This window comes from Synechococcus sp. BA-120 BA3 (assembly GCF_034931285.1).
Lineage (GTDB): Bacteria > Cyanobacteriota > Cyanobacteriia > PCC-6307 > Cyanobiaceae > Cyanobium.
The window spans coordinates 1-2,167 of sequence record NZ_JAYGHZ010000144.1 but is presented as its reverse complement, the minus strand read 5'-3'; the positions used below and the strand labels follow the sequence as shown (position 1 = coordinate 2,167).

General features: G+C 73.2%; 2 protein-coding genes. Both read left to right on the top strand.

The annotated features are described in order from the left end of the window. Nucleotides 1-78: 78 nt before the first annotated feature. Nucleotides 79-1,446 (top strand): TolC family protein, encoded by a 1,368-nt coding sequence (locus VB737_RS06625; protein ID WP_500312145.1) that lies wholly within the window; start codon nucleotides 79-81, stop codon nucleotides 1,444-1,446. After that, on the top strand, nucleotides 1,443-2,167 hold a 725-nt coding region (locus tag VB737_RS06620), incomplete at its 3' end, for a chloride channel protein (protein WP_500312144.1). The genes VB737_RS06625 and VB737_RS06620, both read left to right, overlap by 4 nt.

Sequence of the window (2,167 nt, the reverse complement as noted above, 5' to 3'; positions counted from 1 at the left end):
ATGGCTTCGACCAGATCGGGTTCGGCATGGGCGAAGCGTTCGGTGGTCGCGAGTTCCTCAATCCCGGCATTGACGCGGATGGCGAGCAATTGGTCGGCGATCGGCTTCGCCAACAGTCCCGATCTGCAGGCCCGCCGCGAGGCGGTGGCGGCGTCCCTGGCCGAGCTGCAGAGCCAGCTGGGCACCTACTGGCCGCGCATCTCCGCCTATGCCGCCGGCGGCACCGACCAGACGAGCACCAGCTTCTTTTCCCCCACCGGCACCGGGACCCTGTTCCCCCCCACCAGCCCTTTCTTCATCCCCCCCGGCGGCAGGGGCTCCTTCAACACCAACGCGAACGGGGTGAGCGGCGGCCTGGAGCTGCGCTACGCGCTGCTGGACTTCGCCCGCACTCCGAAGGCCCGAGCCGCCCTGGCGCGGCTGCGCGGCAGCCGCATGGACTACGCCGATGGGCTGCGGCGGCTGCAGCTGACGCTGAGCGAGAGCTACTACCAGCTTCAGCGGGCCGACCAGCTGGTGCGCATCCGGGAGGCCGTGGTGCGCAACGATCTGCTGATCCTGCAGGACAGCCTGGATCTCAAGCAGGCCGGGCTGGTTCCCCGGCTCGACGTGCTGCGGCGGCAGGCGATCGAAGCCGACGGCCAGGAGCTGCTGATCGCGGCCCTGGCGGAACGGGCGGTCGCCCGCCGCCGGCTGGCGGCCCTGCTCAACCTGCCGCCCCAGCTGACCCCCACCGCCAGCGACCCGATCCGCCTGCAGCCGCGCTGGCCCCTCGACCTGGAGGCCAGCCTGCTGGCCTCCTACCGGGACAACCCGGAACTGGAAGCCCTCCTGGCCACCCGCGAGGCGCTGCTGCGCCAGAAGGATGCGGTCGCCGCCGAGCTGCTGCCGAAGCTGTCGCTGTTCGCCAGCGCCGGCGCCGGTGCCAGCAATGCCAACAACTGGAACGTGCGCGTCGCGGACGGCGGCTGCTGCGGCAGCACGGTGCCCACCTCCCTCAACACCTATGGCAGCGACTGGTCGGTGGGTCTGGCGGTGAGCTGGCTGCTCTTCGACGCCGGCACCACCCGGGGCCAGGCCCGGGCCCTGGCCCGCCGCGGTGCGGCGGTGGCCCAGCAGTACGCCGCCCAGCGCAACGACATCCGGCTGCGGATCGAGCAGGCCTTCCTGGGCCACGAGGCCAGCCTGGCGCGGCTGGTGGCCGCCAGGCGGGGGGTGGCGGCGAGCCTGGAGGCCTTCCGGGACGCCCGGCTGCGCTACCAGGCGGGGCTGAGCAGCGAGCTGGATCTCTCCAATACCCAGGAGCGGCTGATCGGCAGCCTGGTCCAGCGGCTGGAGGCCACCGTGAACGTGAACATCACCTACGCCCAGCTGCTGCGCGAACTGCTGCCCATGCCCACGGATCCGGACGCTGCGGTGCCGGCCCGCCTGCAGTGGACACCATGACGATCTCCCCTGAAGCGATCGATGCCGCCGACGCCCGGCGCGACGGCAGCCTGCGCCTGGGGCAGGTGGTCGCCCTGCTGCTGGCGGCGCTGCCGCTGCTGCTGCTGCTGCAGCCCTACCAGTGGCTCTCGGCCCTGGGGTTCCGCCTGCAGCAGGCCTGGCCCCTGGGCGGGGAAGGGGGCATCCCCGGCGGCAGCCTGCTGCTCGTCTTCGCCGGCACGGCGCTGCTGACCCTGCTGGCGAACGGCCCCCTCAAGGGCGGCCGCGGCGGCGGACTGACCGGGGTGCTGGCCCTGCAGCTGGAGCGGGTGCGGCAGGGTCCCGCCCGCACGGCAGCCCTCGAATCCCTGGATCTCAGGCGCCAGCTGGCCCGGCTGCCGCTGTTGCTGCTCACCCACGGCGCCAGCCTGACGGTGGGGCTGGAATCCCCCTCCGCCTCCCTGGGGGCGAGCGTGCTGCTGGCGCTGCGGCAGAGGCTGGCGCCCCTGAGGCGCCTGCCCCTGCCGGTGCTGCTGGCGACCGGCGCCGGGGCGGGCCTGGGCATTGCCTTCAACTCCGTCCTGCTGGGGGTCACCTATGCCGTCGAGGAACTCTGCCGGCGGCGCTCGGCGGCCCTGATCAACGGAACGCTGCTGATCACGGGGGCGGGCGTCATGGTCGGGGTCGCCACCGGCCTCTGGGGCAGCACCCCGGATGCGGCCCCCGCCCACCACGCCGGCGT